Genomic DNA, 26,722 nt, shown 5'->3' with positions numbered 1-26,722 from the left:
CGCTCCGTCACAGCACCGGGGTGCCGGCGCGCAGCTCGGCCAGCACGGTCTCGGCGTAGTCGAGGCGGATGCGCTTCTCGCTCACGATGCGGGCGGCCACCTCGCCCACCTCGTCGGCGCGGGCACCGGCGGAGGCGGCGATGGTGCGGGCGTGCAGCGTCATGTGGCCGCGCTGGATGCCCTCGGCCGCGAGGGCTCGGCACGCGGCGAGGTTCTGGGCGAGGCCCACGGCCGCGATCACGCCGGCGAGCTCGGCCGCGGTCTCCACGCCGAGCAGCTTCACGGCGGCCTGCGCCACCGGGTGCACCCGGGTGGCGCCGCCCACGAGGCCCACCGCGAGCGGCACCTCGAGGGTGCCCACGAGGTTGCCCTCCGCATCCTTCTCGAAGCGCGAGAGCGCGGTGTAGCCACCCGCTCGGGCCGCGTGGGAGTGGCAGCCGGCCTCCACGGCGCGGGTGTCGTTGCCGGTGGCGAGCACCACGGCGGAGATGCCGTTCATGATGCCCTTGTTGTGGGTGGCGGCGCGGTACGGATCGGCTGTGGCGAAGGCGCTCGCCCGCACGATGTCGTCGACCACGTCGGGGCCGCCGAGGAGCTCGGCGTCGAACACACCCCGCACGCGGGTGAGGCGGCGGTCGGCCTTGTTGCTCAGGATGCGCAGCAGGGCGCGGCCACCGCTCAGCTCGGCGAGGCGGGGCGCGAGGGCCTCGGCCATCGTGTTGACGGCGTTGGCGCCCATGGCGTCGCGCACGTCGACGACGAGATGCACGATGACGTGCACGCCGGTGCTCGTGCCGACCAGCCGCACCTCCACGTCGCGGGCGCCACCGCCGAGGCTCACGAGCATCGGATCCTGGGCGTCGGCCGTGGCCAGCAGCTCGTCGCGGGCCTCGAGCACCCGCAGCCGGGCGCCCTCCGCATCCACGGTGTCGACGAGCTGGATCTGCGCGATCATGACGTCGCCCGTGGTGGAGGTGCGGAAACCGCCGTGCACGCGGGCCATGCGCGCGGCGTTGGAGGCCGCGGCCACGACGCTCGGCTCCTCGGTGGCCATCGGCACGAGGTAGTCGCGGTCGTTCACCCGCAGGTTGGTGGCCACGCCCACGGGGATGCCGATCACGCCGATGGCGTTCTCGATCATGTGGTCGGCCTTCTCCACGTCGAGCCCGTTCGCCGGTTCGAGCACCTCGAGCACGGCCTCGTCGATGCCGGCGTTCGAGGCCACGACGGCCCGTCGCTCGGCGGGCGTGGAGTCACGCAGGCCTGGGATGCGGCTGTTGATCGCCAATGATCCTCCTCAGCGGATGCGGGCCGGCCTCGGCACCGGCGCCACGCGCATCGCACCCCTCCGACGGTATCGACAGGTATCGAGTCGCCCTATGGAGCGATCACTCACCTCTCCGCGTCGGTCATGTGCGATTCATCCATTGAGTGAGTGGGTCTCCCGGGTCCCGGAGAGCTCGTCGCGCAGCTCGTCGAGCCGCACGGCGATGCTGAGGCGGAAGAACCTCTCGTCGCCGCGCCAGTCGTCTCCGAGCACGCGGTCGAGGCGGTCCAGCCGCTGCAGGATGGTGTTGGTGTGGAAGTTGAGGTGCCGAGCGGTGCGGGTCGGGCTCGCGTTACAGCGCACGAAGGCGCGCAGGGTGCGCAGCAGCTCGGTGCCGCGATCGGCGTCGTACCGCCGCACGGCCCCGATGGAGCGGTCGATGAAGGAGCGCAGCGCCCGTTCGTCGGCGTCGAGCACGGCGGAGTACGGCAGGTAGTCGTCGGTGGAGGCGGTGATGTCGTCGACTCCGAGGGCCCCGAGCAGCCTGGCGGTGCGCCGCGCGGAGTCGAAGGCGGCGGCGAGGTCGCGCGACGGCGGGGCCGAGACGGCGAGCACCGGGGCGGCCAGGGCAGCTGCCGTGCGCCTGCGCAGGTCGGCGGGATCGAGCGGCGACGCGGTCTCGGCCGCCACCTCACCCTGCGGTGACCCGGAGGGGCCGCTGGGCGAGAGCACCACCACGAGCCCGTTGTGCTCGCCGACGAGGCTGCGAGGCCCCACGAGGGCGGCGAGGGTGCGCGACGCGGCGGCGCGGTGCTCGCCCGGAACGGAGTAGGCGGTGAGGCCGTCGAGCTCCCTGGCGTCGACGCCGAGCCGACGCACCCGGCGCTCCACATCGCCGCGGTGCTGGGGGTCTGCGGCCAGGAGCTCGGCCACGAGCTCGCTCTGCACCCGGTGCTCGGCCTCGGCCACCGCCTGCTGCTGCAGGGCGAGCAGTGCACCCACCTGGGCGGCCCGCTCGATGGTGCGGCGATCGACGGGCCCGAGCTCGAACTCGCCGCCGCCGAGGAGCACCGCTCCGAACCGCTGCGAACCCGCCACGAGCGCCGAGACGGCGCGCACGGCTTCGCGCGGGGACCCCAGCGCCATGCCGTCCCTGTTCTCGTCGTCGTCCTCATCCACCAGCACGCAGTGGCCGGAGAGCCTGCTCTGCTCGATGGCCGCGAGGGTGGGGGCGTCGAGCCGCAGCGACCCGCCGCCCCCGGATCCGCTCTCCGCCGAGCCGCCCGAGGCCGCCATCACCACGCCGTGCTCGTCGATCACGGTGACCGCACGCCGCAGTGCCGACGAGAGCGTGCCGGCGAGCGGCGCGAATCCGCCCCCCGCGAGCACGGCGTGCACGAGCTCCTGGTGCACGGTGTTCGACCGGTCGCGCTCGGCCAGGTGGCCGGTGAGCCGGTCGAGCGCTCGCCTCGCCTCGTCCTCGCTGCGCTGCAGGCTGCGCAGGGTGCGGGCGGTCTGCAGCACGATCGACGCGTGGTCGGCGAGAGCCGAGAGCAGCGCGATCTGCTCGGGGGCGAAGCTGTACTCGGTGCGGGTCGCCACGAAGAGCACCCCCAGCACGTCATCGCCCGAGAGCATCGGCACGCCCAGCATCGAGACGATCCCCTCGGCGTTGACCGCCGCGTCGATCGACGGATCGTGCCGCTCCTCGCGGTACTCGTCGTAGCGCAGCACGGTGAGCGGCGCCCTCGTCTCCACCACCACGCTCGCGAGCCCCCGCCCCGGCGGCACGCGCAGGGTGCGGAACGCGGGGCTCACCGATCCCGTGGTGGTGCGCACGTTGAGCTCACGGCTCAGCGGATCGAACTCCGAGAGGTAGGTGAGGTCGCTGCCCATCATGTCGTGGGCGCGCTCCACGAGCCGGTCGAGCAGTGCCGCGGTCTCCCGCACCTCGGCGAGTTCGCGGGCGCTCGAGAACAGCGCGGTGAGCTCCTGCTCGCGGCGCCGCAGGCGCACGTGCTCGCGGTGGGAGCGGTTCACGGCCTCCGCGAGGCGCCGGCCGTCATCGCCCGCCACCCCCAGGGCGGCGAGGGCGTCGTAGACCTCGGCCGCACTGCGGTCGGCGTCGCCCTGGGTGGCCTCCAGCAGCACCGCTGCCGCTGCTGCTCTCTCATCCGTCATGGGTTCATCATTCACCAGAACGCGGGAACGGTGTGCGATCAGCACATGGGAGGGCCCGTGGGCGGGTGGCTAGTCTGATGCCGCGCACCGATCAGCACGACCCACGCACGAAGGAGTGTCATGGCCATCCAGAACGACATCGACGCGGCAGGACTCGACTCCCGCCAGCAGCGTCGGCACGCCATCATCGGCAGCTCGGTGGGCACGGTGATCGAGTGGTACGACTTCATGCTCTACGGCCTGGCATCGGCGCTCGTGTTCGCGCCGCTCTTCTTCGGAGACGGCGGAGTGGCGGGCACCCTCGGTGCCTTCGCGACCTTCGCCGTCGGATTCGGCGCCCGCCCCATCGGCGGCCTCATCTTCGCGCACTTCGGCGACAAGGTGGGCCGCAAGGCCACGCTGCTCGTGACGCTGCTCACGATGGGCGCGGCGACCACCCTCATCGGACTGCTGCCGACCACCGAGTCCATCGGCGTCTGGGCGCCGATCGCGCTCATCGTGCTCCGCATCTTCCAGGGTGCAGGCGCCGGCGCCGAGTTCGCCGGTGCGATGACGATGGCGAGCGAGTCGTCAGGCACCCGCAACCGTGCGTTCACGGCGGGCTTCCCCGGCGCCGCCGTCTACGTGGGCATGGCGCTCGCCACGGCCACCTTCGCCATCCTCACGGCCGTCATGCCCGCCGATGTCTTCCTCGCCTGGGGCTGGCGCATCCCGTTCATCGCGAGTGTCGTGATCGTGGCCTTCGCCCTCTACTTCCGCCTGCGGGTCAAGGAGACGGCGGCGTTCGAAGACGCCGAGAAGAAGGGCGCCGTGAAGAGCGCCCCCCTCGTGGAGGCCGTGCGGTCGCACTGGCGTGTGCTCGTCCCCGGCATGGCGCTCTTCACGTTCGCGCTGCCGTGGGTCTACGTGGTGCAGACCTTCTCGATCTCGTACACCACGGGCACCCTGTCGGTGCCGGCCACCGACGCGCTCATCGGCCTCATCGTGGCCGAGCTGCTCACGATCCCCGCCACCCTGCTGTTCGGCCGCCTGGCCGACCGCATCGGGCGAAAGCCGGTGCTCATCGGGGCGGCGATCTTCGCGATCGTCTTCGCCTACCCGATGTTCATGCTCTACCTCACCGAGTCGTCGTTCCTCGTGGGCGTGGGTCTCGTGCTGGGCCTGGCGATCGTGCAGGGCGCCACCATCGGCGTCTCGGCGGCGCTGCTGGCCGAGGTGTTCCCCACCAACATGCGCTGGTCGGGCATCGCCATCTCCCGTGAGATCCCCGCAGCTCTCGTGGGCGGCACGGCGCCTCTCGTGGCCACGTGGCTGGTCTCGATCTCGGGAGGCACGCCCTGGCTCGTGGCGGGCTACCTCGTGGTGCTCAGCATCATCGGGCTCGTGGGCATCCTGTTCCTCCCCGAGACGCTGCAGAAGAAGGGCGCGGCCCGCACCGGCTCGTTCGCCGAGGCGGATGCGGCGTCCGACGCAGCGGACGAGGCCCGCGCCGCCAGGGCGCGAGCCTCGTCCCGCTAACTGGATCCCGCTAAACCGGATCCCGCTGGCCGGATCCTGCTGGCCGGAGAGCTCTCTACTCCTCGTAGCCGAGGTTGTCGTTGAGCACCTCGACGTCGTCGTCGAAGATCGGGTCGACGGCCACGTCGTCGGTCGCCTCCACGAAGTCGTCGAGCTCCTCCGCCTCGCCGGGGTCGACCGACTCGGGGTCCACCGGGATGGGGCTCTCGAGCAGTTCGTCGTCGATGCGGTCGGTCGGGTCGGTCATGATGACTCCTCGTCTGGAAAACTGGCGATCCCACCGTAGGCACGATCCATCCGCTCTGTCGACCGCTACCTGCGATGGTGGCCCGGGTGTTCACTGAGCACATGACCACCGAGCAGAACGACCCGCAGCGCACGTCGCTCTGGCGGAGCGGCCGCGAAAGCATCCCCACGCAGCCCTTCACTCCAGGCCCAGGAGCTGACGGCACGGTCTACGACGACGTGATCGTGGGCGCCGGCCTCACCGGCCTCAGCACCGCATTGATGCTCGCCGAGGCGGGCCGCAGCGTGGTGGTGCTCGAGGCGCGCGAGATCGGCAGCCTCGCGACAGGCAACACCACGGGCAAGATCTCGCTGCTGCAGGGCAGTCGGCTCTCCACCATCCGCAGCCACCACTCCAAGCGCGTGCTGCAGGCGTATGTCGACAGCAACCGCGACGGTCAGGAGTGGCTCCTCGAGTTCTGCGAGCGCGCCGGAGTCGCCGTCGAGCGCCGCACGGCCTACAGCTACGCCCAGCACGACGACGGCGACTCCGCCTCGGCCGTCGAGGCCGAGCACAGGGCCGCTCGCGAGGCGGGCCTGCCGGTGACGCTCGTGGAGCGCGGTGACGACCTCGACGTGCCGTTCCCCTTCGCCTACGGGGTGGCGCTGCCCGGGCAGGCGCAGTTCGACGCCATGGAGGCGCTCGAAGCCCTCGCCGAGGCCTTCATCGCGGCGGGCGGCCGCATCCACGACGACACCCGCGTGCTCGGCGTGCGCGCCAGGGGTGGGGCAGCGGATCCCTGCCGGGTGCGCACGTCGCGCGGCGAGATCCTCGGCCGCGACGTCGTGCTCGCCACGGCCACACCCATCCTCGATCGCGGTCTCTACTTCACCAAGACGCACGGCCTCCGCTCGTACGGCGCCGCCTTCGACATCGAGGATGCGGGCGAGCAGGGTCTGCCGAACGGCATGTTCCTCTCCATCGGCGATGCGGATCCGAACCGGTCCAGGTCGATCCGCACCGCACCGGGCCGCGAGTTCTCGACGGGCGACCTCCTGGTGCTCGGCGGCGACGGGCACCCCGTCGGCCGGCCGGGCGACTTCACCGAGCAGCAGCGCCTCGACGACATCGCCGCGTTCGCCCGATCGATGTACCCGGGCGCGCGCCTCACCCACACCTGGTCGGCCCAGGACTACGAATCGCACAACCTCGTGCCCTTCGTGGGCCTCCTGCCGCGCGGTCGCGGCCGCGTCTACGTGGCCACGGGCTTCGCCAAGTGGGGCATGACCAACGGGCCGGCGGCGGCACTCCGCCTCCGCGACGAGATCCTCGGCGTGCCCCGCGACGACCGCAGGCACTGGCACACCGTGCTCGGCACGCGCCTCACCAAGCCCGCCGACCTGGGCCGTGGAGCCAAGGAGGGCGCGACCGTCGGCATCACCATGACGAGCGGATGGCTGGGCGCCACCTCGCGCCCGGTTCCGGTGCCGCAGCCGGCCGAGGGAGAGGGCGTCATCGCCTCCTCGCGCGGCCTGCCGGTGGGCATCTCGACCGTCGACGGCACCACGTGCGCGGTGCGCGCCGTGTGCCCCCACCTCGGTGGAGTGCTCGCCTGGAACGACGCGGAGCGCAGCTGGGACTGCCCGCTGCACGCCTCCCGCTTCGCCGCCGACGGCACCCGGCTCGAGGGCCCCGCCGTGACCGACCTTGCGGTGCTGCCCAGGAGGGGTCGCTAGCATTCCGCTATGACTCGAGTGCAGGGCGGGGGAGCCGGCCGGGAGTCGCTCACCAGGCAGACGACGGCGGGGGCCGTGAGCGGCATGCGGGAGCGCAAGCGCGATCCGCGCGATCGCGAGGCGACGGGCCACGAGGGCGCGGGCCGCACGGTGCTGAGCTGGAAGGGCATCCCGTTCGCGGCGGCCCCCGTGGGCGAGCTCAGGTTCCGCCGACCCCAGCCGCCCGAGCCGTGGGAGGGCACGCGCCCCGCCACCCGCTTCGGGCCGATGGCGCCGCAGAACGTGCTCAAGTCGATGGAGGTCGTGCCGGGGGTGGGCATCTCGGAGGACTGCCTCTCGGTGAACGTGTGGGCTCCCGCCGGCGCCGAGCGCGGATCGAAGCCCGTGATGGTGTGGATCCACGGCGGCGGCTACTTCCAGGGCTCCACCGCTCAGCGCTTCTACGACGGCCGCAACCTCGCCTCGGAGGGCGACGTCGTGGTGGTGACCGTCAACTACCGGCTCGGCGTGATCGGGTTCGTCGACTTCTCCAGCCTCTCTTCGTCGTTCGAGTCGAACCTCGGGCTGCGCGACCAGATCGCCGCGCTGCGCTGGGTGCAGGAGAACATCGCCGAGTTCGGCGGCGACCCCCACAACGTCACGCTCTTCGGCGAGTCCGCGGGCGGGGCGTGCGTGCTCGCCCTCATGGCGTCGCCGCTCACCGAGGGGCTCTTCCACCGCGCCATCGCGCAGAGCGCCCCGGTCACGAGCGTCTACGGGCGCGAGCGCGCCGCCGCCGTGGCCACCCGCTACCTGGGGCTCGTGGGGGTCGATCCCGCCGAGCCGCACCGCCTCGAGGAGCTCGATCCGTTCACCATCGTCGACGCCGGGTCGGAGCTCGTGCACGAGGTCTCCGGCGAGGTGCCCGGCACCCTCGCCCTCGCTCCCGTGCACGGCGACGACGTGCTGCCGGAGTACCCGCTCACGGTGTTCCAGGAGGGCAGGGCGCCGCGCATCCCGCTCATCATCGGCACCAATCGCGACGAGTCGTCGTTCTTCAAGCTCATGCGCTCGCCGCTGCTCCCCATCACGCCGGATGCGGTCACGCAGATGTTCCTCGAGATCGCGAGCGACCGACCCGAGTTCGAGGGAGCCGCGGAGCGCATCACGAACGCGTACCCCTCGTACCCTCGGCGCAGCACGCCCGCCGAGGTGTCGCGCGATGCCGGGTTCCGCATGCCCTCCATCTGGCTCGCCGAGGCGCACAGCCGCTACGCCCCCACCTGGATGTACCGGTTCGATCACGCCACACCGCTGCTGCGCATCACGGGCATCGGTGCCACCCACGCCGCCGAGCTCGCCTACGTGTTCGGCTCGTTCGCGCCGTGGGGCAAGGACATCGTGTTCCGCCTGGGCGGTCGTGCCGAGGCGCTCGCGGTGAGCGGGCGCATGCAGTCGCGCTGGATCGCCTTCGCGCGCGACGGCGTACCCGAGCCCGAGGGCGAGCCGTGGCCGCGCTACGACGAGGAGCACCGCAGCACACTCATCTTCGACAGGGAGGACGTGATCGAGCACGACCCGGATGCGCCCATCCGGCGCGCCTGGGGGCCGGAGATCGTCGCCTTCCGCTGATCCGTAGCCCGCAGAGCGGATGCGGATGGGCCGGGCAGCGGATGCGTGTCGCCCGCTCGTGCTAACAATGGAGCATGGTCGCCGAGCAGTTCGTCACGCCGTTCTGGCTCGACCTCGCGGCGACCGGTCTCGGCAGCGTGCAGGGCGCCATGTTCGCGGCGCAGTTCAAGGACCGCAGGCTCGACCTGCTGGGAGTGGGCGTCATCGGCCTCGTGGCGGGAACGGGCGGCGGCATGCTCCGCGACATCCTGCTCGACCAGCCGCCGGTCTCGCTCTCGAACAACTGGTTCATCCCCGTGGCCGTCGTGGCCGCGCTCGTGGGCATGCTGCTCGAGCGGCTGTTCTCGCGGCTCAACGTGGCCATCACCATCCTCGACGCGGTGAGCCTCGGCCTGTTCTGCGCCATCGGCACGAGCAAGGCGCTCGCGCTCGGGCTGCCGGTGGTGCCCGCCATCTTCGTGGGCATGGTCGCCGCGGTGGGCGGCGGCATCCTGCGCGACATGCTGCTCGGCATGCCCATCGGTGTGATGCACGTGGGCTCGCTCTACGCGGTCGCCGCGGGCGCGGGGGCGGTGTTCCTCACGGCCACCACCTCGGCGGGGCTCTCGATCGAGTTCGGGGGGATCGGCTGCGTGGTGGTGACCACGGTCATCCGGCTGCTCGCCGTGCGGTTCGGCTGGAGCCTGCCGGAGCAGCGCACCATCAGCACGCTGCGCCGACTCCGCAGGCAGCGCTCGAACGGTCGCTGAACTCGTCTGAACGATTCGCGCCGGTGCCGCGTTGAGCCGGATTGAGGCCACCCCGCGGGTTGCGCGAGGTGTCACACAGAACGCATCGGCGGCTCATAGCGGGCTGCCAGCATCGCTCAATACGTTCGAAGCCGCCGCACCGGCCGGCCTCACCACGACCGACCGCACCAACGACAGGGAGCACCATGAACATCCGCCAGAAGAAGATCGCCCTCGCCTCGATGACCGGCCTGTCCATCAGCGTGGCCCTCGCCGGGTGCGCCACCGACACCTCGGGCGCGGCCACCGACACCGAGACCTCGGCCCCCACGAGTGCGGCCACGAGTGCACCGAGCACGGGCGCGGCCACCGACTCCGGCACCACCACGGATTCCGGGTCCGCCGCCGACAGCGGCAGCGTCTACACCGACGGCACCTACGAGGCCACGGGCAGCTACACCTCCCCCAACGGCCAGGAGGAGATCGACGTCTCCCTCACCCTCGAGGGCGACATCATCACCGCCGTCACCGTCACCCCCGAGGCCACGAACCCCAACTCGGTCAACTACCAGAACCAGTTCGCCGATGGGATCGCGGCCGTCGTGGAGGGCAAGAACATCGACGAGATCGACGTCTCGCGTGTGGCCGGGTCGAGCCTCACGAGCGGTGGCTTCAACGAGGCCGTCGAGACCATCAAGGGCGAGGCCTCCTAGGCAGCCATGACAGCGACCCGCACCGGCATGGCCCCGGCCTCGGATGCCACGGCGACGGCGACACCGTCGGCGACGGCATCGAGCGATCTGCGAGGGCCCGACGTCTTCGCGTTCGACGCGATCGGCACGTCGTGGCAGATCGAGACCCCCGCGCCGCTCGAAGAGGCCGAGCGCGCCGCGGTGCTCGCGCGCATCGAGGAGTTCGACCGGGTGTACTCCCGGTTCCGCCTCGACTCGCTCGTCACGGCCATCGCCGAGGCGCCGGGTGCGGGTCGCTACGAGTTCCCCGCCGACTCGGAGGTGCTCTTCGATCTCTACGACCGGCTGGCCCTCGCCACCGGGGGAGCGGTCGATCCGCTCGTCGGTCGCGATCTCGAGCGCCTCGGCTACGACCGCGACTACTCGCTGCGGGCGGAGCCGACCAGTGCGAACCCGGCCGGTGCCGTGGCATCGCCTCGGGCATCCTGGGGCACCGACGTCTCGCGCGAGGGGCGGATGCTCCGCACCACGGCCCCGGTGGTCATCGACGTGGGAGCAGCGGGCAAGGGCTACCTCGTCGATCTCGTGGCCGAGGTGCTCCGCGAGCACGGTCGCACCGAGTTCGTGGTCGACGCGAGCGGCGACCTCGTGCAGGCGGGGCCGGAGCCCGTGCGCATCGGCCTCGAGCATCCGCTCGATCCGTCGAAGGCCATCGGGGTGGCGCGTCTCCGCAACGCGTCGCTCTGCGCGTCGGCGAGCAACCGGCGGGTCTGGGGCGACGGGCTGCACCACATCGTGGACGGGCGCACGGGCAACCCCGCACGCGAGGTCATCGCCACCTGGGTCATCGTGAACGGCACCGCACCGGCCTCCACCGCCCTCGCCGACGGTCTCGCGACCGCCCTCTTCTTCACCGGCGCGCACCGCCTCGCCGAGACATTCCATTTCAGCTATGTACGCATGTACGCCGATGGCCGCGCCGAGATCTCGCGCGACTTCCCTGGGGAGCTCTTCACATGAAAGCACGACTCGACACCCTCATCGGGCGCGTCACGATGTACAACCTCATCATCGTGGTGCTGCTCGCCATCACCGTCGTGGCGCTGATCGGCAGCCTCATCGGTCAGATCTTCTACAGCCCGGCCGCCATCCTCGCGAGCGTCGTGGTGGCCGTGGGAGCCACGCTCATCTCGAGCTGGCTGTTCGCGCGGCTCTTCCGCACGTCGGCGCACCTGCCGTCGTCGGTCATCACCGGGCTCATCATCCTCTTCGTCTTCATCCCCACGGCCGAGCCGGGTGGCCTCGCGCTGCTCGCGCTCACCGCGGTGGTGGCGTCGGCCTCCAAGTTCGTGCTCGCCATCCGGGGCCGGCACGTGCTCAACCCCGTCGCGGCAGCGGCCGTGATCATGTCGGTCACCGCGCTCAACCCCTCCGGGTGGTGGGTGGCCACGCCGCTGCTGCTGCCGTTCGTGGCCGTGGGGGCGTTCCTCGTGCTCTACCGCACGCGCAAGCTCACGATGGGGGTGGGGTTCATCGTGGTGGCGGCCGTGATCATCACGGCTCGCATGATGCTGCTCGGCACTCCCTTCGCGGATGCGCTGTGGCTCGCGGTCGGATCGTTCCCCGTGGTGTTCCTCGCGGGCTTCATGCTGAGCGAGCCGCTCACGCTGCCGCCGCGCCGGTGGCAGCAGTTCGCGGTGGCGGGGATCGTGGCCGTGCTGCTGGCCATCCCGTTCCAGATCGGCCCTGTGTACTCGTCGCCCGAGATCGCACTCGTGGTGGGCAACATCGTGGCCTTCGCGTTCGGTCAGCGTCGGGGGCTGCGGCTGCGGTACCTGGGGTCGCGAGCGCTCACGCCCACGAGTGCGGCGTTCGACTTCGAGCCGGTGGCACCTGTGCGGTCGCTGCCCGGGCAGTACCTCGAGCTCGCGCTGCCGCACCGCAAGGCAGACGCTCGCGGCACGCGCCGCATGTTCAGCATCGCGTCGGGTGCGGGTGCGGGTGCGGGTGGGCCGGCCGGCGCGAAGGCGCCGCTCAGCGTGGGGATCAAGCTCTCGCAGCCGTCGAGCTCGTTCAAGACGGCGCTCACCGAGCTCGAGCCCGGCGCGATCGTGCGGTCCACGTGGGTGGGCGGCGACTTCGTGCTGCCGTCCGACACCTCGGTGCCGCTGCTGCTCGCGGCGGGCGGCATCGGTGTGACGCCGTTCATCTCGCAGCTCGAGGGCCGTGCGCGAGGTGCATCCACACCGTCCGACGTCGTGCTGCTCTACTCGGTCTCCGGGCCGGATGAGCTCGCCTACCAGCCCGAGCTCGTCGCGGCGGGCATCCGGGTGCTCGTCACGGCACCCACCCGCCCCGTCGATCTCCCCGACACGTGGGAGTACCTCGGCGCCGGCCGCGTGACCGCCGACACCCTCAGCGCCTCGATCGGCGACCTCGCGTCTCGTCGAGCCTTCGTCTCGGGCCCTCCCGGCTACGTCGACCACGTCACCGCCGAGCTCCGCCGAGCCGGCGCCCGCCGCATCCACACCGACCAGTTCGCCGGCTACTGAGCCGCCCGCTGCTCGCCGGCTGAGGCTCAGTTGGCGGGCTGTCGAGGCCGCTCCGGCACCAGGGCCGGAACGAGCTTCACGAACACCACCATGCCCACGAGCTCCACGAGGGTCTGCGTCACCACGGCGAGCGGCGCCAGCTCGAAACCGGCGGGCAGTGCGAGCGCGATGGGAAGCACCACGAGCGAGTTGCGGGTGGCCCCGCTGAACGTCAGTGCCCGGATGCGCGGCACCGGCAGTCGGGCCACCCGCCCGGCCACGATCCCCACCCCGAGCATCACCACGAGGAACCCCACGTAGAGCGGCACCACCCGTGCGAGCGCCCCAGCTTCTGCCCCGACCGCCGCCACCTGCGAGCACACCACCACCGCGAGCGTCCCGGCCATGAGCGGCACCATCGCGCCGGCCCCCGCCATGGTGATCCGCCGCGCGGCCCCCTGGACCGCGCCCGCCCGCCCATCACTGCTCGAGCGGGCGGTGTCCGAGCCACCCACCGTGCCCACCGGGCCACGCAGGCGCGCCAGCAGCTGCACGAGCGCGGCGGCCACGAGAGGCAGTGCGATGAGCAGCACGAACGCGCGCACGAAGGGTGCGGCGTCGAGGCCGTCGGCGCCGGTCGGGGTGCCCGTCCCACCCGTCACGAGGGTGGCGTCGGGGGTCAGCGCGGCGAACACCGCGAGGTAGACCGGCAGCAGCACGATCTGCGCGAGCATCAGCAGCGGCGTCGCGGCGAGCAGCCGGCCCCGATCGCCGCCCGCGAGCCCCGCGAACACGATCACGTAGTCCACACACGGGGTCAGCAGCACGAGCAGCACCCCGGTGAGCAGCGCCTGCTCGTCGGCCACGAACCTCGACAGCCCGAACACCACCACAGGCACCACCACGAAGTTCACCACGAGCACCGCCCCGAGGAACCGCAGGTCGCGCACCGCCCGCCCCACCTCCACGAGCGGCACCCCCAGGAACGTGGCGAACAGCAGCAGCCCCAGCAGCGGCTCGATCGCCCACTCCGCCCCCGCCATCACCGCCCCGGCGACAGCCCGCGCCGGTCCGCCATCCCCGCCGCCAAGGGCAGCACCCGCACCCATGTCGCCCGCGATCCACCCCAGGAGCAGCCCCACGGCGGCGGCGAGCACGATCGCACCCAGGTAGATGCCCACCTGCCGCCGATCCCACCACCCCACCATGCGCTCCACCCGGCCAGCCTAGGTGCCCGATCCGCCCCCGAACCCCCGGATCCCTGGCCCCCGAGACCGCGGGCCGCGAGCGGCGGGCGAGCTCAGCGGATGGTGGCGTAGGCGTCGAGGGCCGCCCGGCGCGACTCCTTGAGGTCGACCATGGGCTCGGGGTACTCGGGAGTGCCGACCTCGGGCACGTACTGCGCGATGTACTGCCCGTGCGCGTCGAACTTCGACGCCTGCAGCTCGGGGTTGAACACCCGGAAGTAGGGTGCCGCGTCGGGCCCCGACCCCGCCACCCACTGCCAGTTGAGCGCATTCGACGCCGGATCCGCATCGACGAGCGTGTCCCAGAACCACTCCTCGCCCACTCGCCAGTCCACCCGCAGGTTCTTGATGAGGAACGACGCCACCACCATGCGCACCCGGTTGTGCATCACGCCGGTCTGCCACAGCTCGCGCATGCCGGCGTCGACGAGCGGGATGCCGGTGCGCCCCTGCTGCCAGCGCTCGAGCGAGGCCTCGGGCAGCTCCTGCCACGGGAACCTGTCGAACTCGGGCCGCATGTTCTCGGTCGTGATCGAGGGCAGGTGGAAGAGCAGGTGGTACGCGAAGTCGCGCCACACGAGCTGCCGGAGGAACGCGGAGGCCCCCGCAGAGGCAGAGGCTCCCGCCCGCGCCCGGTGCTTCTCGGTGGCGTGCCACACCTCGAACGGGCTCAGCTCGCCGAACCGCAGGTAGGGCGAGAGATTGGAGGTGCCGTCTTCGGCGGGGAAGTCGTTCTGCTCGCTGTACTGGTCGACCCCCGAGCGCAGGAAGGCGCTCAGACGGCTGTGCCCCTCCACGGCACCGGGCGTCCAGCGCTCCCGCAGCCCAGCGGCCCAGTCCGGGCGGGTCGGCAGGAGCGCCCAGGAGTCGAGCTCGTCCGAGTCGACCCGCCGGTGCTGCAACCCGTCATCCGCCCCAGGAGCCGGCAGCGGAGCGCGCGGACCCGGCTTGCCGAGCACGGCCCGGTAGAACGGGGTGAAGACCTTGTACCAGCCGCCCTGCCCGGTGAGCACCGTCCACGGCTCGGCGAGCACCGAGGCGTGGAAGCTCTCGACCTCGAGACCCGCCTCGCGCAGCGAGCTCTTCAGGTCGGTGTCGACGGCCCGCTCCGCCTCACCGTAGCGGCGGTTCCAGAAGGCGGCCGTGGCCTGCACCTCGTCGACGACCGAGCGCACCACGCTGCCGGCGGGCCCGCGACGCAGCGTGAGCTCGAGCCCCACCTCGCGCAGCTCCCCGGCGAGGGCCTCGAGACTGCCGTGCAGCCACCAGCGCGACGCCGCCCCGAGCGGCCGGATGCCGGGGCTCTCGTCGTCGAGCACGTACAGCACCACGATCGGATCCCCCCGCAGCACGGCCGCGTGCAGGGCGGGGTTGTCGCGCACCCGCAGATCGTCGCGCAGCCAGACCAGCGAGGTGGGGGAGGTGCTCATCGTCCCAGTCAACCCGGTTGTCGCCGTTCCCGCCCGCGGTGTAGCCTCCCGCCGCCTACCGCTCGGTCACACCCGCGCGCAGCTTGTCGCACAGCTGGGCGAGCTGCACGAGCTCCTCGGGGCTCAAGTGCCCCGCCATGTGCGCGGTGATCGACTCCGCGTGCAGCACGGCCGCTCGCCGATACACCTGCACACCCTCCTCGGTGAGCGCCACGAGAGTGCCGCGGCCATCCGTGGGGTCGTCGCTCTTCTCCAGGATGCCGCGGGCGGCGAGCCTGTCGACCAATCGGCTGATGGAGGGCTGGGTGAGCAGCACCTTCTCACCGAGATCCCGGATGCGCAGCACCTTCTGCGGCTGGATGAAGAGATTGAACATCACGTCGTACTCGTTGAGCGACACGATCTCGGTGGGGAACTCGAGGGCGAGCTGCCGCATGACCGTCACCTGCGCCCTGAACAGGGATTCCCACGCCGCCACGGGCGAGACCTCCGGCGACATCGCGACTCCTGACACTTCGATGGATGAGGGACGTAGGGATGAGGGTTCATTCTGCCACGGAGAGGGCAGTCGCCCGCGGCACGGCGCCGGTGTCGGTTCGTGAGAGGACCGGGCGTTAAATGATTGAGGGCCCGTCGTAGAGGCTAACGACGGGCCCTCTCCCTTGCACCAAGAGTGTCCTGCAATCACATTCCGCGGGAGCTGCCACAGCAAACAACTTCCGCTCTTCGAATATATAACGGTCTGGTAACGGAGCGCTAGTTATCAAAACGTTATTTTTCTGACAGTTGTCTGGGCGCCCTGAATGGAGGTCTGAGTCTGTGTTCGGGTCCGATTCGCGTCCGAAACGCTTGCATTCGGAAACAAACGGACATAGAGTCACCGAAACGCAGATTCGCACAGACGCAGAGCACGCGCAGGAGCAGGGGTCAGAGTCGACATGTACGCCATCGAACGGCACGAGCGCATCAGCGAGCAGCTCGCGGATTCCGGCCGCGTCACCGTCACCGGACTGGCCGGCGCCCTCGGCGTCACGCCCGAGACCGTGCGCCGCGACCTCGACGCTCTCGAGCGCCGCGGGGTGCTCCGTCGGGTGCACGGCGGTGCCGTGGCCAGCGGCAAGACGAGTCTCGCCGAGACCACGGTCGCCGATCGGGCCGACCGTGCCCGCGAGGCGAAGGCCGCCATCGCCGCCGCGGCCTTCGAGCTGCTGGGCGAGGGCTTCACCGGATCCGTGCTGCTCGACTCGGGCACCACGACGGCCGCCCTCGCCGAGCTCATCGCCCACCGGCGCCCGGATGCGCAGGGCGCCCGACTCACCGTCATCACCAACTCGGTGCCGATCGCGGCCCTCCTGCACCACGACGACGCGCTCGAGCTGCACCTGCTCGGCGGTCGTGTGCGCGGTGTCACGAGTGCGGCGGTCGGCAGCCCGGCCATCGACCAGCTCGCGCACCTCCGCCCCGACATCGCCTTCATCGGGGCCAACGGCGTGAGCGCCGAGTTCGGGCTCAGCACTCCCGAGGAGCACGAGGCCTCGGTCAAGGCGGCCATGGTACGGAGCGCGCGCCGGGTGGTCGTGCTCGTCGACTCCTCCAAGCTGGGCGACGAGGCCCTGCACCGCTTCGCCGAACTGCGCGAACTCGACGTGCTCATCTCCGACGCCGACCCCGCCGGCACCCTGAGCGCCGCGCTCGATGCGCACGACGTCGAGGTGATCGTCGCGTGATCGTCACCGTCACCCTCAACCCGTCCCTCGACCGCACCATCGAGCTCGAGGATCGCCTCCTCCGCGGTCAGGTGCAGCGGGCGGCCCGCATCACCCAGCAGCCGGGAGGCAAGGGGGTCAACGTCTCGCGTGCGCTGCACGCCGCGGGCGTCGACACCCTCGCCATCCTGCCCGGGGCACCGACCGATCCGATGATCGTGGCTCTCCAGGCCGACGGCATCCCCGCCGCGAACCTCGCCGTGCCGGGGCCGGTGCGCTCGAACACGACCATCACCGAGCCCGACGGCACGACCACCAAGATCAACGAGGCCGGCAGCGCCCTCGACGAGGAGGAGGCGGATGCCCTCATCCGCCTCATCGTGGAGCACGCCCGTTCGGCGAGCTGGCTCGTGCTCGCCGGCTCGCTGCCGCCCGGTGTGCCCGACGACCTCTACGCCCGCATCGTGCGCACGGTGCGCGCGGATCGAGCGGCGGGGGAGCAGCTCGGGGAGCGGATCGGCGAGTCGCTCGGCGAATCACTCGGCGAACCGCTGCGCATCGCGGTCGACACGTCGGGTGCGCCGCTGGCCGCGCTCGTGGCGTCGGGCGAGACGGTCGATGTCATCAAGCCGAACGCCGAGGAGCTCGTGGAGCTCGCCGAGGCGCTCGGTGTGCTGCCGTCCGAGCCGATCGGCGATCCGGATCTGCTCACCGTCGACGACGAGCGCCTCGCCCGCCTTGCCGACGCCGTGCTCTCGCCGGCGCTCGGTGCCGTGCTCGTGACCCTCGGTGCCGAGGGCGCCGCCCTGTTCGAGCGCGACGACGTGCACACGGCGCCCGCTCCCGTGATCGTGGCCCGCAGCACGGTGGGCGCAGGCGACTGCTCGCTCGCCGGCTACCTGCTGGCCGCCGAGTCCGGTGAGGGTGCCGCCGGCCGCCTCGCCCTGGCCATCGCCTACGGCGCGGCGGCGGCCTCCCTGCCCGGCTCGACCGTGCCCACGCCCGACCTGACCCGCCCCGAGGCGATCCACATCACCCGCCGCTCCCGCGTGCGCTCCCCCTGAGAGCGCCGCACCACCTCTCGACAGCGCTTCAGCTCCACCCCCCAACCCCGTTCGTCCCCCGCCCCGTTCGTTCCTCACCCTCGCCGCACCGCCGCGGCGCCCGCCCCCTAAGGAGTACCGATGTCCGTCCTCATCACCCCCGAGCTGGTCGTCCTCGACCAGGATCTCGGCACAGACCGCGCGCCGGTCATCCGCCGTCTCGCCCAGCTCGTCGTCGACGCCGGCCGAGCGAGCGACGTCGACGCTCTTTTCGCCGACGCCTGGGACCGCGAGAGCAAGACCGACACCGGCATCCCCGGCGGCCTCGCCATCCCGCACTGCCGCTCCACCGCCGTGCTCGAACCGACGCTGGCCATGGCGCGCCCGAACCCCGGCGTCGACTTCGGGTCGGCCGACGGCCCCGCCGACCTCATCTTCTTCATCGCGGCCCCCGACGGCGCCGACCAGGAGCACCTCAAGCTGCTCTCGACCCTCGCCCGCTCGCTCATCAAGCCCGAGTTCGTCGCCGCGCTCCGCGCCGCCGCCACTCCTGCCGAGGTCGTCGCGCTGGTCGAGGGTGCGCTGGCCTCGGCACCCGCCGCGGCGCCCGCTTCCGCAGCGCCGGCCGCTGCAGGCCCGGCTGCAGGACCCGCCGTCACAGGCCCTCCATCACCCGCGGCCAAGCCCGTCATCGTCGCCGTCACGGCCTGCCCCACCGGCATCGCCCACACCTACATGGCGGCCGACTCCCTCGTGGCGGCCGGTGAGCGCGCCGGCATCGAGCTGCACGTCGAGACCCAGGGATCCTCGGGCGCCACACCCCTCGACCCCGCGATCATCGCCCGCGCGTCCGCCGTGGTCTTCGCGGTCGACGTCGACGTGCGCGACAAGGGCCGCTTCGCCGGCCTCCCCGTGGTGCAGTCGCCCGTGAAGCGCGGCATCGACGAGCCGGACACCATGGTGGCCGAGGCCCTCGCCGCCGCCTCGGACCCGAACGCCCGACGAGTGGCCGCGACCGACGGATCCGGCGCAGGAGCGGGCGCGACGACGGACGGCCGCACCGAGCACATCGGCCAGAAGCTCAAGCGCTACCTGCTCACCGGTGTCAGCTACATGATCCCGTTCGTGGCGGGCGGCGGTCTGCTCATCGCCCTCGGCTTCCTGCTCGGCGGCTACCGCATCACCGAGAACGCCACCGAGATCGTGCTCGGCAACAGCCTGTGGAACCTGCCCGACGGCGGCATCCTCACCTACCTCGGTGCGGTCGCCTTCGTGATCGGTGCCGCATCGATGGGCTTCCTCGTGCCGGCACTCGCGGGCTACATCGCCTACGCCATCGCGGATCGCCCCGGCATCGCCGTCGGCTTCACCGCCGGTGCCGTCGCGCTCGTCATGAACGCCGGCTTCCTCGGCGGCCTCGTGGGCGGTCTGCTGGCCGGGTTCATCGCCTGGGCCATCGGTCGCATCCGGGTTCCGCGGGTCATCCGCGGGCTCATGCCGGTGGTCATCATCCCGCTGTTCGGCTCGATCTTCGCGTCGGGGCTCATGCTCCTCGTGCTCGGCGGCCCGATCGCCCTGCTCATGACGGGTCTCAACGACTGGCTCTCCTCGCTCACGGGCGCCTCGGCCGTGCTGCTCGGCGTCATCCTCGGCACCATGATGGCCATCGACCTCGGTGGGCCCATCAACAAGGTCGCCTACGCGTTCGCGGTCGCCGGCCTCGGTGCGGGAACCATCGCGAACCAGGCGCCCTGGCAGATCATGGCCGCGGTCATGGCCGCCGGAATGGTGCCGCCGCTCGCCCTGGCCCTCGCCACCCTGATCGACCGCAAGCTGTTCAGCGCCGCCGAGCGCGAGAACGGCAAGGCGGCCTGGTTCCTCGGCGCGGCCTTCATCTCCGAGGGTGCCATCCCCTTCGCGGCGGCGGATCCGCTGCGCGTGATCCCGGCGGGCATCGTGGGCAGCGCGCTCACCGGCGCGATCGTGATGGGCACGGGCGTGACCTCGCAGGCACCGCACGGCGGCATCTTCGTGTTCTTCGCCATCGGCAACGTGGGCATGTTCATCGTCGCGATCCTCGCGGGCATGGTCGTGTCGGCCGCGCTCGTGGTGCTGCTCAAGCGCTTCGTGCGCCGCCGCCCGGTGACGGGTGCAGAGACGGATGCGGAGCGCGCGACCGGTTCGGCCGTTCCCGCCAAGGGCGCCACCGCGGCCGCTCCGGCACGCACGCCCGTCGTCGCCCGCTGATCGTCGCCCGGCTGATCGCCGCTCCGCTGATCGCCCCCCACCCCCGAACGCTCCACCCCCGGAAGGAATCCACCATGACCGAACGCACCGCCACCATCGCCAGCCGGGTGGGCCTGCACGCCCGCCCCGCCTCCATCTTCATCGAGGCCGTCAAGCGCCAGAGCATGAAGGTCACCATCTCGAAAGACGGCAGCACGCCGATGGATGCCTCGAGCATCCTCTCGATCATGAGCCTCGGCGCCGCGAACGGTGACACCGTCACCCTCGCCGCCGACGGCCCGGAGGCCGACGCTGCCCTCGCGGAGCTCGTCGGCATCCTCGAGACCGACCTCGACGCCGAGTGACAGAGAGCCGAGTGGCCGTGTGACCTCGTCACCGGTCGCTCGGTGACCGACTGACATCGCGTGCTGCCCGTCTCCCGGGCAGCACGCGATCCGTCGCTCAGAACAGGTCGGGCGAGGGAGTGCTCGTGTGGCGCACCGAGACGTCGGCGTGGCGGTCGAAGCGGTAGCCGACGCCGCGCACCGTGCGCACGATGTCCTCGTAGTCGCCGAGCTTCGAGCGCAGGCGACGCACGTGCACGTCGATGGTGCGCTCGTTGGGCACCTCGTCGTCACCGGCGCTCCAGAGCGAGGTGATGAGCTCGGCGCGATCGATCGTGCGACCCTCGCGCAGCACGAGGTACTGGAGCAGCTCGAACTCCTTGTAGGTGAGGTTGGCGGGGTTGTTGTCGAGCAGCACGCGCTTGCGCGAGAGATCGACGACCACGCCGTCCCGCGCGCGGTCCTGCTCCTCGGGTGCCTGGCGCTGCTTGGCGAGCGCGGCTGGATCCTGCAGGGCGAGCCGCACCACGTCGACGTCGCGGCCGCCCACGCCGCGGGGGGCGAGGGCCACGGCGGCGTAGGTCTCGGAGGAGGGGGCGAGCTCGGCGGCGAGGGCGCGGAGCGCCTCGACGATGCGGCCGAGGTCGGTGCCGTCGGCTCCGGCCTTGACCTCGTCGATGCCGACGTAGAGCACGAAGCCGCGGGCCTCGGTGCCCTCGGGCACGGCGCGGAGGCGGGCGGCGGCCGAGGAGGAGGAACCAGCGGCGGTGGCCGAGGCAGTGGCGGGGGAGGAGGTGCGGGGGGCGAGGTGGGTGATGGTCATGGCAGTTGTCCTTCGAGCGACGACCCACGAGGGGCCGGAAGAGGTGTCGGTACGCGGGATCCACGGGGATCCGGAACGGCTCCGAGAACGGAGACCGTGAGCGCGACTCGACCGAACCGAAAGCGGTTCAGGAGTCAACGGGCGAGAGAACTCGTCAGCGACACATTCGACAACACATGACGACGCTGCCGGTCATCATCATGCCGGCATCCCCAGGGGCCTCAAAGGAGGTCAGGGCGTGCACGTTGTCAGTCATGCCCTCATCAAACCCGAAGGGCAGGCGAGAAGTCAAGTGCTCAGCGTCGGAAATCCGTCGACTCCCAGACCGAGGGGGATAGTTACCACAGGTATAGGTTGTGCCGTATGAGCTCCCCCTCTGCACTCCAGATCTCCCCCCGCGCACGCTGGCAGGCCTTCGGCGTCTGCGTCGCCGTCGCCGCCCTCACGATCCTCGATCTCTCGAAGGTCAACGTGGGGCTGCCCTCCATCGAGAAGTCGCTCGGAGCGGACTCCACGGCGCTGCAGATCATCGTGGCGGGGTACGCCCTGGCCTTCGGCCTGGCGCTCGTGCCCGCAGGGCGGCTGGGCGATCTCTACTCGCGCAAGGTCATGTTCATCGTGGGCCTCAGCGGCTTCACCCTCGCGAGCGCATTCTGCGCCATCGCGCCCGACATCGAGACGCTGCTCATCGCCCGCATCCTGCAGGGGGTCGCGGCCGGTGTGCAGATGCCCCAGGTGCTGGGGCTCGTGCAGCAGCTCTTCCAGGGGGAGGAGCGGGGCCGCGCGTTCGGGCTCTTCGGTGCCACGATCGGCATCTCCACCGCCTTCGGCCCCACGCTTGGCGGTCTGCTGATCGCCGTCGGGGGGCCCGACGACGGGTGGCGACTGCTGTTCTGGATGAACGTGCCCCTCGGCATCATCGCCCTCGTGCTGGCCCTGTGGCTGCTGCCGAAGACGCAGCCGCACCAGCCTGGTGCGCGCAACCTCGACCTCGTGGGTATCGTGCTGCTCGGCGCCTCGGTCTTCTTGTTCATGCTGCCGTTCGTGCTCACCACGGGCGGGCCGGATGACAGCCCCCTGAGGTGGCTGTCGCTCGTCGGATGCGCGGTCGCCGTCGTGCTGTTCATCGCGTGGGAGCGGCGCTACGAGGCCGCGGGCAAGTCGCCCGCCATCCACTTCGCGCTCTTCAAGCTCGGCTCGTACCGCAACGGACTGCTGCTCGCCGCCGCCTATTTCGCCGCGATCCCGGCGGTCTTCCTGCTCACGACGCTCTTCCTGCAGGAGGGTCTCGGCTACGAGCCGGTGTTCGCGGGCATGGTGAGCATCCCGTTCGCCCTCACCTCGGCGGTCACGGCGCTCATCGGCGGGCGGCTCGTGGCGAAGTACGGGCGCTCACTCGTGGTGATGGGGCTCGTGGTGGCGTTCGTGGGCTTCGTGCTCGTGCTGCTGGGGGCCACGCTACCGCCCGCCGAGTACTCGATCTGGTTCATGGCGGGTGCGATGGCGGTGGCCGGAGCCGGTGGCGGCTTCGTGATCTCGCCGAACCAGACGCTCACGCTCGCCGAGATCCCGGTCACCGAGGGTGGCGTGGCGGGGTCGATGGCGCAGGTGGGTCAGCGGGTCGGCACCGCCGTGGGTGTGGCGGCGGCCTCGTCGATCTTCTTCTCGACCCTCTACAGCGAGGGGCCCGGCAACTCGGACAACGTCGAGGTGTACCACGACGGCTTCCGCAACGCGTTCTTCGTGACGCTCGCGCTCATCCTCGTGGCGCTGGCGATCGGGCTCGTCGATCTGCTGCGGCGGAAGCGGGAGGCCGACGACCCGGAGGATGACGCTTCTGACTCGGATACTGCGGCTGCGGTGCCGGTGGCTGACCCGGTGGCGACTGACGAGTAGTCAGGCTGTCGTGACGCTTGGGCGCTGACACTGGTCATCCGCAGGGACCGCCGACGATTCCCGAAGCTGCAGGCCGTACTCGCTGACCCAGGGTGAGGGCGTGGCCGCGAAGCGACCACACCCGAACATGTCGCCTCGCGCCGCAGAGGCGGCGGCGCGAGCGGAACGGTCTGCGGCCGTAGGCCTCAGACCGTTCCGTACAAGCGGTCTCCGGCGTCTCCGAGGCCGGGCACGATGTAGCCCTTCTCGTTGAGCTTCTCGTCGAGGGCGCCTAGTACGAGCGTGACGTCGCGGCCTGCGGTGGCCTTCTCGAGGGCGGCGACACCCTCGGGGGCGCCGAGCAGGCAGATGGCGGTGACATCCTGGGCGCCGCGCTTGAAGAGGAACTCGATCGCGGCGCTCAGCGACCCACCGGTGGCGAGCATGGGGTCGAGCACGAAGCACTGGCGGTCGCTCAGGTCGTCGGGGAGGCGCTCGGCGTAGGTGGTGGGCTCGAGGGTCTCCTCGTTGCGCACCATGCCGAGGAAGCCGACCTCGGCGCTCGGCACGAGCTTGACCATGCCCTCGAGCATGCCGAGCCCCGCACGGAGGATGGGCACCACGAGCGGACGCGGCTCGGCGATCGCCACGCCCTGCGCCTCGGAGACGGGCGTCTGCACCGTCACCGGCACGACGGTCACGTTGCGGGTGGCCTCGTAGGCCAGGAGGGTCACGAGCTCTTCGGCGAGAGCGCGGAACGTGGGCGACGGGGTCGCCTTGTCGCGCAGCACCGTGAGCTTGTGCGTGATGAGCGGGTGATCGGCAACGTGTACTCGCATAGGCTCAATCTACTGGACGCGGAGGGGGGCGATCGTGGCGGAAGAGTCGGCGAGGTGGGCAGCTGCCGACGTCGCCCCGGCTGCACGGGATCACTTGGTCGCCCCGGATCGCTCTGCTGATTCGGATCACTCGTCGGCTCGAGATCTCGCACCCACTCGGGAGCGGTCGGTCGTGCCGCTCGGTCCTCTTCCCTCCGACGCCGTGCTCGAGGAGTGGATGGCTCTCGCGCTCGCCGAAGCGCGCCGGGCCCTCAGCTGGGGTGACGTGCCCGTCGGCGCGATCGTGGTGGGGAGCGATGGCACCGTGCTCGGGGTGGGCCGCAACGAGCGGGAGCTGCACCAGGATCCGACCGCGCACGCCGAGGTCGTCGCCCTCCGTCAGGCGGCGGCGGCCCTCGGCGACTGGCACCTCTCGGGGGCCACCCTCGTGGTCACGCTCGAGCCGTGCGTCATGTGTGCGGGGGCCATCCTCGCCGCGCGTGTGCCCCGTGTGGTCTTCGGCGCCTGGGACGAGAAGGCGGGGGCGGCCGGTTCCGTCTACGACGTGCTGCGTGATCGGCGGCTCAACCACCGGGTCGAGGTGGTCGCAGGCATCGAGGCCGAGGCCTGCAGCGAGCTCCTCACGACCTTCTTCCGAGGCGCCGACCGGTCCTAGCGCCGCAGCGGCGCAGCGGATGTGCGGCGGCGTGGCGGTGCGGTGGCGCGGGCGTGCCGGCGCGATGAAGCGGAGGTGCGGGTGTGCGGCGGGAGCTCAGCGGGGGGCGAGGCCGTCGAGGTACTCGCCGAGGAGGCGGGCGGAGGCCTCCTGCAGCGCGGCGCCGTGCTGCGCGCGCTCGGTGCGGAGGGTGGCGGGGTCGATCCCGTGGCGCTCGAGATAGGCGGCGTCGGAGACGACCCACTGCTCGTGCATCGCATCCGTGAGCTCGGGGTGGAACTGCACCGCGAGCAACCACCCGCCGATCCCGAACGCCTGGTTCTCGTAGGCCTCCGACGAGGCCAGGAGCGTGGCCGCAGCGGGCAGCTCGAAGGTGTCGCCGTGCCACTGCGCCATCGGCGTGCCCGCCACGTGCCGCACGGGTGAGGCGAGGCCCGCACCGGTCGGCGTCACGAGGCGGTAGCCCACTTCGGGCGCACGGCCGGGCTGCACCTCGCCGCCGAGCGCCGCTGCGATGAGCTGCGCGCCGAAGCACACACCGAGCGTTGGTCGTTCGGCGGCGATCCGCTGCCGCACGAAGGCGATCTCGGGCTCGATGAACGCGTGCCTGTCGGTCTCGTAGACGCCGGCCGTGGAGCCGAGCACGATCACCAGGTCGGCCCCGGCTGCCCGCTCGAGCGCGGCGGATACATCCTCGGCGGTGTGGCTCTCGAGCACCTCGACGACGTCGATCCCGTAGCCGCGCGCCTCGAGCACGGGCCCCAAGTTCCCGAGCCCGATTGTCTCCGCATGCCGCACCACCGCGACCCGCCGCCCCGACCGACTACCGCCCCTGAGCCCCGATCCTCCACCGGCCCCGAGCCCAGATCCGCTGCCGCCCCGGGGCCCCGATCCGCTGCCGGGTTCGACGGCCGATCCGTGACCGGCCTCGAGATCCGGTTCGCGTCCGGGGTCGCGGTCCGATGCGCTTGTCAATCGGCGCTCTTGATGACGATGGCCGAGGTGCTCGTCTCCACTTCGAGCGGCTCCACGTAGACGTCCGGCTCGATGTAGATGACCCGGGCCACGGGCACCGCCTGGCGTATGCTGCGCTCGACCGCGTTGATGGTGTCGGCCACGTCGCGCAGCTCCGAGTCGGGGGCGAGCGCGATCTTGGCCGCGACCATCAGCTCGTCGGGCCCGAGGTAGAGGGTCTTGATGTGGATGAGGCGATCGACCTTGGCGGTGCTCGTGATGGCGCCTTCGATCGCGGCCTCATCCGCATCGCTCGCACCCTCTCCCACCAGCAGGCTCTTCGTCTCGATGCCGAGGATGATCGCCACGAGCACCAGCAGGGCCCCGATGAAGAGGGTTCCGATGCCGTCCCACAGGCCGTTGCCCGTGATGGCCGAGAGGCTCACGCCCACGAGCGCGAACGCGAGACCGCACAGGGCCGCGGTGTCTTCGAGCAGCACCACGGGCAGCTCGGGGGCCTTCGCGCGGCGCACGAACTGCACCCAGGTCTGCTTTCCGCGGTGGTGGTTCGACTCCTTCACACCCGTGCGCAGCGAGAGGCCCTCGAGCACCATGGCGATGATGAGCACGCCGATCGGGATCCACGGCGCCTCGATGGGGTGGGGATCCTCGATCTTCTCGATGCCCTCGTAGATCGAGAACACACCGCCGACCGAGAACAGGATGATCGACACCACGAAGGCGTAGACGTAGCGCTCGCGACCGTAGCCGAACGGATGCTCCTTGTCGGCCCTCTTCTTCGCCTTGCGACCGCCGAGCAGCAGGAGCAGCTGGTTGCCGGAGTCGGCGAGCGAGTGCACGCTCTCGGCGAGCATCGACGACGAACCCGAGATGAGGTAGGCCACGAACTTCGCGATGGCGATGCCGACGTTCGCGAGCAGTGCCGCGATGATCGCCCTGGTGCCGCCCGATGCGCTCACGAGCATCCTCCCTGCCGGTGCGCCGGTCTGGCCGGCCCGTCTCCTCCGCCCGCCCGGAGGCCGGTCGAGCGCCGGGCCCGGTCGGTCCGACCAGGCCAATTCTAGGATGG

General features: G+C 71.3%; 23 protein-coding genes. 13 read left to right on the top strand and 10 right to left on the bottom strand.

The features are described from left to right. Window positions 1-7 precede the first annotated feature (7 nt). Window positions 8-1,288: a hydroxymethylglutaryl-CoA reductase, degradative gene (locus tag ACEXQC_RS15960; protein WP_374824548.1), complete on the bottom strand. Its 1,281-nt coding sequence runs from the start codon at window positions 1,286-1,288 to the stop codon at window positions 8-10. 132 nt (window positions 1,289-1,420) lie between these two features. Next, window positions 1,421-3,448, bottom strand: coding sequence for a helix-turn-helix domain-containing protein (locus ACEXQC_RS15955; RefSeq protein ID WP_374824545.1), 2,028 nt, complete (start codon window positions 3,446-3,448; stop codon window positions 1,421-1,423). 120 nt (window positions 3,449-3,568) lie between these two features. Between ACEXQC_RS15955 and ACEXQC_RS15950 the strand changes: the two genes are divergently transcribed. Then, window positions 3,569-4,966: an MFS transporter gene (locus ACEXQC_RS15950; protein WP_374824542.1), complete on the top strand. Its 1,398-nt coding sequence runs from the start codon at window positions 3,569-3,571 to the stop codon at window positions 4,964-4,966. Window positions 4,967-5,021: 55 nt separating this feature from the next. On the opposite strand, the gene ACEXQC_RS15945 is transcribed toward ACEXQC_RS15950, so the two are convergent. Then, window positions 5,022-5,213 (bottom strand): hypothetical protein, encoded by a 192-nt coding sequence (locus ACEXQC_RS15945; RefSeq protein ID WP_374824539.1) that lies wholly within the window; start codon window positions 5,211-5,213, stop codon window positions 5,022-5,024. A 101-nt stretch (window positions 5,214-5,314) separates the two neighbouring features. Here ACEXQC_RS15945 and ACEXQC_RS15940 point away from each other — a divergent pair, with 101 nt between their 5' ends. The 6 genes from ACEXQC_RS15940 to ACEXQC_RS15915 all read left to right on the top strand — a co-directional run bounded on the left by ACEXQC_RS15940 (window position 5,315) and on the right by ACEXQC_RS15915 (window position 12,511). Then, the gene (locus ACEXQC_RS15940; RefSeq protein WP_374824536.1) at window positions 5,315-6,928 is read left to right on the top strand and encodes an FAD-dependent oxidoreductase; all 1,614 of its coding nucleotides are present in this window, start codon (window positions 5,315-5,317) and stop codon (window positions 6,926-6,928) included. A gap of 9 nt (window positions 6,929-6,937) precedes the next feature. Continuing rightward, a complete protein-coding gene (locus tag ACEXQC_RS15935; RefSeq protein WP_374824533.1) occupies window positions 6,938-8,539 on the top strand; it encodes a carboxylesterase/lipase family protein in 1,602 nt (533 codons plus the stop codon). Window positions 8,540-8,613: 74 nt separating this feature from the next. Further along, a complete protein-coding gene (locus ACEXQC_RS15930; RefSeq protein ID WP_374824530.1) occupies window positions 8,614-9,288 on the top strand; it encodes a trimeric intracellular cation channel family protein in 675 nt (224 codons plus the stop codon). Window positions 9,289-9,473: 185 nt separating this feature from the next. Next, window positions 9,474-9,980: an FMN-binding protein gene (locus tag ACEXQC_RS15925; protein ID WP_374824527.1), complete on the top strand. Its 507-nt coding sequence runs from the start codon at window positions 9,474-9,476 to the stop codon at window positions 9,978-9,980. A 6-nt stretch (window positions 9,981-9,986) separates the two neighbouring features. Further along, complete coding sequence (locus tag ACEXQC_RS15920; protein ID WP_374824524.1) at window positions 9,987-10,979, top strand: FAD:protein FMN transferase; 993 nt, start codon at window positions 9,987-9,989, stop codon at window positions 10,977-10,979. Further along, on the top strand, window positions 10,976-12,511 hold the full coding sequence (locus ACEXQC_RS15915; protein ID WP_374824521.1) for an oxidoreductase: 1,536 nt from the start codon (window positions 10,976-10,978) through the stop codon (window positions 12,509-12,511). The genes ACEXQC_RS15920 and ACEXQC_RS15915 overlap by 4 nt, the downstream gene beginning before the upstream one ends. A 26-nt stretch (window positions 12,512-12,537) precedes the next feature. Here ACEXQC_RS15915 and ACEXQC_RS15910 read toward each other — a convergent pair whose 3' ends face one another. The 3 genes from ACEXQC_RS15910 to ACEXQC_RS15900 form a co-directional block, all read right to left on the bottom strand. Beyond that, window positions 12,538-13,698 (bottom strand): arsenic resistance protein, encoded by a 1,161-nt coding sequence (locus tag ACEXQC_RS15910; protein ID WP_374824895.1) that lies wholly within the window; start codon window positions 13,696-13,698, stop codon window positions 12,538-12,540. A gap of 92 nt (window positions 13,699-13,790) precedes the next feature. Continuing rightward, window positions 13,791-15,167, bottom strand: coding sequence for a cryptochrome/photolyase family protein (locus tag ACEXQC_RS15905; RefSeq protein WP_374824518.1), 1,377 nt, complete (start codon window positions 15,165-15,167; stop codon window positions 13,791-13,793). Between the two features lie 55 nt (window positions 15,168-15,222). Then, a complete protein-coding gene (locus ACEXQC_RS15900; protein WP_374824515.1) occupies window positions 15,223-15,666 on the bottom strand; it encodes a MarR family winged helix-turn-helix transcriptional regulator in 444 nt (147 codons plus the stop codon). Window positions 15,667-16,105: 439 nt separating this feature from the next. On the opposite strand from ACEXQC_RS15900, the gene ACEXQC_RS15895 reads away from it, so the two are divergent. The 4 genes from ACEXQC_RS15895 to ACEXQC_RS15880 all read left to right on the top strand — a co-directional run bounded on the left by ACEXQC_RS15895 (window position 16,106) and on the right by ACEXQC_RS15880 (window position 20,507). After that, window positions 16,106-16,894: a DeoR/GlpR family DNA-binding transcription regulator gene (locus ACEXQC_RS15895; RefSeq protein ID WP_374824512.1), complete on the top strand. Its 789-nt coding sequence runs from the start codon at window positions 16,106-16,108 to the stop codon at window positions 16,892-16,894. Next, complete coding sequence (locus ACEXQC_RS15890) at window positions 16,891-17,937, top strand: 1-phosphofructokinase family hexose kinase (protein ID WP_374824509.1); 1,047 nt, start codon at window positions 16,891-16,893, stop codon at window positions 17,935-17,937. The genes ACEXQC_RS15895 and ACEXQC_RS15890 overlap by 4 nt, the downstream gene beginning before the upstream one ends. Window positions 17,938-18,057: 120 nt before the next feature. Beyond that, on the top strand, window positions 18,058-20,163 hold the full coding sequence (locus ACEXQC_RS15885) for a PTS fructose transporter subunit IIABC (RefSeq protein ID WP_374824506.1): 2,106 nt from the start codon (window positions 18,058-18,060) through the stop codon (window positions 20,161-20,163). 74 nt (window positions 20,164-20,237) lie between these two features. After that, on the top strand, window positions 20,238-20,507 hold the full coding sequence (locus ACEXQC_RS15880; RefSeq protein ID WP_374824503.1) for an HPr family phosphocarrier protein: 270 nt from the start codon (window positions 20,238-20,240) through the stop codon (window positions 20,505-20,507). Window positions 20,508-20,604: 97 nt separating this feature from the next. Here the strand turns inward: ACEXQC_RS15880 and ACEXQC_RS15875 are convergent, their stop codons facing one another. Next, a complete protein-coding gene (locus ACEXQC_RS15875; RefSeq protein WP_374824500.1) occupies window positions 20,605-21,309 on the bottom strand; it encodes a winged helix-turn-helix domain-containing protein in 705 nt (234 codons plus the stop codon). A 363-nt stretch (window positions 21,310-21,672) separates the two neighbouring features. Between ACEXQC_RS15875 and ACEXQC_RS15870 the strand changes: the two genes are divergently transcribed. Further along, window positions 21,673-23,205 (top strand): MFS transporter, encoded by a 1,533-nt coding sequence (locus ACEXQC_RS15870; protein WP_374824497.1) that lies wholly within the window; start codon window positions 21,673-21,675, stop codon window positions 23,203-23,205. 185 nt (window positions 23,206-23,390) lie between these two features. Here ACEXQC_RS15870 and upp read toward each other — a convergent pair whose 3' ends face one another. Continuing rightward, the gene (upp, locus tag ACEXQC_RS15865; protein ID WP_374824494.1) at window positions 23,391-24,023 is read right to left on the bottom strand and encodes a uracil phosphoribosyltransferase; all 633 of its coding nucleotides are present in this window, start codon (window positions 24,021-24,023) and stop codon (window positions 23,391-23,393) included. Window positions 24,024-24,240: 217 nt separating this feature from the next. Between upp and tadA the strand changes: the two genes are divergently transcribed. Continuing rightward, window positions 24,241-24,678, top strand: a complete 438-nt coding sequence (gene tadA, locus ACEXQC_RS15860) for a tRNA adenosine(34) deaminase TadA (protein ID WP_374824892.1) — start codon at window positions 24,241-24,243, stop codon at window positions 24,676-24,678. 96 nt (window positions 24,679-24,774) lie between these two features. Here the strand turns inward: tadA and ACEXQC_RS15855 are convergent, their stop codons facing one another. Together ACEXQC_RS15855 and ACEXQC_RS15850 are read right to left on the bottom strand one after the other, a co-directional pair. After that, entirely contained in the window at window positions 24,775-25,434 is a 660-nt protein-coding gene (locus ACEXQC_RS15855) for a glutamine amidotransferase-related protein (protein WP_374824491.1), read from the bottom strand. A 215-nt stretch (window positions 25,435-25,649) separates the two neighbouring features. Continuing rightward, window positions 25,650-26,612, bottom strand: a complete 963-nt coding sequence (locus tag ACEXQC_RS15850; RefSeq protein ID WP_374824488.1) for a cation diffusion facilitator family transporter — start codon at window positions 26,610-26,612, stop codon at window positions 25,650-25,652. Between the last annotated feature and the right edge of the window lie 110 nt (window positions 26,613-26,722).

The sequence above is a fragment of the Herbiconiux liukaitaii genome (assembly GCF_041927495.1).
GTDB lineage: Bacteria > Actinomycetota > Actinomycetes > Actinomycetales > Microbacteriaceae > Herbiconiux > Herbiconiux liukaitaii.
This window is presented reverse-complemented; position numbering and strand designations above follow the sequence as displayed.

What these genes read in the sequence shown, in the direction of transcription:
- ACEXQC_RS15955 (WP_374824545.1), bottom strand. Translation starts at nt 3,448, where the DNA reads ATGACGGATGAGAGAGCAGCAGCGGCAGCGGTGCTGCTGGAGGCCACC.
- ACEXQC_RS15950 (WP_374824542.1), top strand. Translation starts at nt 3,569, where the DNA reads ATGGCCATCCAGAACGACATCGACGCGGCAGGACTCGACTCCCGCCAG.
- ACEXQC_RS15945 (WP_374824539.1), bottom strand. Translation starts at nt 5,213, where the DNA reads ATGACCGACCCGACCGACCGCATCGACGACGAACTGCTCGAGAGCCCC.
- ACEXQC_RS15940 (WP_374824536.1), top strand. Translation starts at nt 5,315, where the DNA reads ATGACCACCGAGCAGAACGACCCGCAGCGCACGTCGCTCTGGCGGAGC.
- ACEXQC_RS15935 (WP_374824533.1), top strand. Translation starts at nt 6,938, where the DNA reads ATGACTCGAGTGCAGGGCGGGGGAGCCGGCCGGGAGTCGCTCACCAGG.
- ACEXQC_RS15930 (WP_374824530.1), top strand. Translation starts at nt 8,614, where the DNA reads ATGGTCGCCGAGCAGTTCGTCACGCCGTTCTGGCTCGACCTCGCGGCG.
- ACEXQC_RS15925 (WP_374824527.1), top strand. Translation starts at nt 9,474, where the DNA reads ATGAACATCCGCCAGAAGAAGATCGCCCTCGCCTCGATGACCGGCCTG.
- ACEXQC_RS15920 (WP_374824524.1), top strand. Translation starts at nt 9,987, where the DNA reads ATGACAGCGACCCGCACCGGCATGGCCCCGGCCTCGGATGCCACGGCG.
- ACEXQC_RS15915 (WP_374824521.1), top strand. Translation starts at nt 10,976, where the DNA reads ATGAAAGCACGACTCGACACCCTCATCGGGCGCGTCACGATGTACAAC.
- ACEXQC_RS15910 (WP_374824895.1), bottom strand. Translation starts at nt 13,698, where the DNA reads ATGGTGGGGTGGTGGGATCGGCGGCAGGTGGGCATCTACCTGGGTGCG.
- ACEXQC_RS15905 (WP_374824518.1), bottom strand. Translation starts at nt 15,167, where the DNA reads ATGAGCACCTCCCCCACCTCGCTGGTCTGGCTGCGCGACGATCTGCGG.
- ACEXQC_RS15900 (WP_374824515.1), bottom strand. Translation starts at nt 15,666, where the DNA reads ATGTCGCCGGAGGTCTCGCCCGTGGCGGCGTGGGAATCCCTGTTCAGG.
- ACEXQC_RS15895 (WP_374824512.1), top strand. Translation starts at nt 16,106, where the DNA reads ATGTACGCCATCGAACGGCACGAGCGCATCAGCGAGCAGCTCGCGGAT.
- ACEXQC_RS15885 (WP_374824506.1), top strand. Translation starts at nt 18,058, where the DNA reads ATGTCCGTCCTCATCACCCCCGAGCTGGTCGTCCTCGACCAGGATCTC.
- ACEXQC_RS15880 (WP_374824503.1), top strand. Translation starts at nt 20,238, where the DNA reads ATGACCGAACGCACCGCCACCATCGCCAGCCGGGTGGGCCTGCACGCC.
- ACEXQC_RS15875 (WP_374824500.1), bottom strand. Translation starts at nt 21,309, where the DNA reads ATGACCATCACCCACCTCGCCCCCCGCACCTCCTCCCCCGCCACTGCC.
- ACEXQC_RS15870 (WP_374824497.1), top strand. Translation starts at nt 21,673, where the DNA reads ATGAGCTCCCCCTCTGCACTCCAGATCTCCCCCCGCGCACGCTGGCAG.
- upp (WP_374824494.1), bottom strand. Translation starts at nt 24,023, where the DNA reads ATGCGAGTACACGTTGCCGATCACCCGCTCATCACGCACAAGCTCACG.
- tadA (WP_374824892.1), top strand. Translation starts at nt 24,241, where the DNA reads ATGGCTCTCGCGCTCGCCGAAGCGCGCCGGGCCCTCAGCTGGGGTGAC.